This window comes from Sphingomonas lacusdianchii, from assembly GCF_022664395.1.
GTDB lineage: Bacteria > Pseudomonadota > Alphaproteobacteria > Sphingomonadales > Sphingomonadaceae > Sphingomonas > Sphingomonas lacusdianchii.
This window is the reverse complement of the sequence record NZ_JAKRET010000060.1, coordinates 1-2,449: the sequence shown is the minus strand read 5'-3', so window position 1 is coordinate 2,449 and position 2,449 is coordinate 1. Positions and strand designations below refer to the sequence as shown.

Here is a 2,449-nt window from a genome sequence, read left to right as displayed (position 1 = left end):
GAGACAAAACTTCCAGCAGATTTATGGCGTTGATGTCGGAGAAGAAACGGCAATGTCTACCCTGACCATCATAGTGGTGCTGATTGCCGCGATCATCGTCTATCACTTTTTGCCTGAAAAAGTGCGAGCACCCGAGCGCGCTAATCCCAAGCCTCGTCATGTCTTTGCCAGCGAATCCGATACAAATTGGCGCGCTAATTTTCATGCCAATACTGAGTCTCCTGCGGAGGTCGCCTTTATAAATGCAATGATCGATGGCTTCGACCTGAGGCCCAAGCATGGCGCTCTGTTCTCGGACGCGCTGCGGCTCGATTTGCAAGTTGAGCAAGGTCACTACCGAGCCGACTTCATGATCAATCACTGGTTGGTCGTTGAAATTGACGGAGCAGCTTGGCATTCTTCAGACGAAGCCAAAGCCAACGATGCGCGGCGTGACGTTTACTTCGAAAGCCTTGGCTACACCACGCTACGGATTCCAGCCAAGACAGCACTGTATCAACCACACAATGCCACCTCCAGCGTCAGGATGGCATTGGCGAAAGGCAAGCGCCCTGTTCTCGAAACTGTAGCACCAGCCCCACGGTCGGGCTTTCTACGTTTGGCTGAGACGGGCTCATTGATGGCGAAGGCGCTGTCCGAAGTCGCCGAGCACTCGTCTCAGTCGGTGGCGGTTCAACGCGCGCTCGAACCCGCGCGTCTCGCTTTCCACTTCGAGAAGTTGATGATTGAGAAGGCTATCGAGGCGGTGGAACGTGATCGCCGCACGGAGGCTTACCTCGATACTGAAGAGAAGCGAGCGTCCTTCGATGCGTTTTCCGCACGCCTTCAGCAGCGGCTCGCGGAATTAGACGCGTCGGATAATCGCAAGCGAGAAAAGCTTCCTACGCACGTCTTCCCGACAAACGTGCCATCTTCCGACCTGCATGCGGAGGCGATAGGTCGCAAGTTCGCCCAAATGCGTTCGGAACGAGCCTGTTTTTTAAGTTCGATAGCAAATCGCTTGGGGGAGGATGCTGGTTTGAAGAAGGGGGTCATCGACGTTTTGCGTCGGTTCGAATGCGCGCACCTGATCCCACTCGTTGTGCCGGAGGCAGCCTCATAGCTCGTTACGATTAGCGGGTCTTGAGCCATTCGCCGGGAGAAGGTGACTGAGATCAAGCTCTGCGAACGTGATTTTGTCCATAGCTGCTTCCAGCATGCGCGGTGGGAAGCCTGTTCCATAGATGTCGGCGATTTCGGAGGCTGCTCCCGGTTGTGCCCAACCGCCCAGCGCCAGCGATAGTTCTCGGCTGACCCCGCTGGCCCGTAGCGCGTCCCGGAAACAATGCCGGAAGCTGTGGAAGCATGTCAGCGGAGCAGTCGCATCGCGCCCTATGAGGAAGCGGGAGAACCACTGCGAGAATGGCTTCGAGCGATAGCCCGTTGATCCAGCACGAAGCTCGGGGAACAACTTGGCGTCTCCGGCTCTTCTGCGCGCATCCACATAGTCGAGGAAGCCAGCATCGCGCAGCGTTCGATGTATGGGTATGATTCGCTCGCTCGCTGCGGTTTTCAGTCGCTTGGAGTCGTTCTCTCCACCGACACCCTCCCGAACATTTAGACAGGGCACGCCATCGCGGAGCAGCACATCAGCGGTGTCGAGTTGGCAAATCTCGTTTAACCGCATTCCCGATGTCAGTGCGATCAAGGGTATCCAAAATCGTGCGCGTCTCGGATGGTTTGGGCCGGAGCGTGCATATCCCTGCTCGTCATCCTCGCATCCGGTGAAGATCGGGGCTGAGAAAATTCGCTGAAGCTGTGCCGTGGAAAATGGTCGTCGCTTGTCTCGCCTGCGAACGGGATCGGGTATCCGAAGTCCTTTGGCCGGATTGCGGGAGATCAGCCCCTCTTGCTCGGCCCAATTCATCGCTCCAGCAAACTTGTTGAGATAGCCATTGACGTGCGCAGCGTTGATTCGCTCGATGGCAGGATCACCTTTGGTCGCATCCACAATCTGAGTGAGGGATAGGCCGGGGAAGCGTTTGTGAGCATGCCTCGGCACCTTCAGAAGGAAGCTAACGAACTCGCGACAACGCTCGCGAGTGATCGAGGTTATCGGGATGTCGGCTCCGAAGAATTCCTCGACCCATCGCTGGGTCGTCAGATAGGCTTCAGTCGTGCGTTGACCGCGCAAGTGACGTGGGTCGTTGAGGTAAAGACGGTAGACATCGCTGAGCGTCGTAACTCGTGCTTCCGGACCGACCTCTGCGAGAACGCTGTCGTCCTGCTTGATCGAGATGATCGCCCGTGCGGTCGCGACGGTAGGCAAAACCGATTCAGGATTGCTCGCCGCAACCGAGCGCGCTGACTCGAAGCATGCCTCAATCTCGGCAGCAACCACGTGCCACCTCCGAACAGCTTCCTTGAAACTATCGGTGCGAAGCGAACGCCAGATTTCCGACCGTCCGAT

General features: G+C 56.9%; 2 protein-coding genes. One reads left to right on the top strand and one right to left on the bottom strand.

Annotation, left to right across the window (positions count from 1 at the left end; genetic code table 11):
- A partial coding sequence (locus tag MF607_RS22375; RefSeq protein WP_242122371.1) for an endonuclease domain-containing protein occupies nt 1-1,102 on the top strand: 1,102 nt, incomplete at its 5' end.
- Here MF607_RS22375 and MF607_RS22370 read toward each other — a convergent pair.
- Nucleotides 1,097-2,449, bottom strand: a 1,353-nt coding sequence (locus MF607_RS22370) for a site-specific integrase (RefSeq protein ID WP_242122370.1), incomplete at its 5' end; no start/stop codon positions are given. The genes MF607_RS22375 and MF607_RS22370 overlap by 6 nt on opposite strands.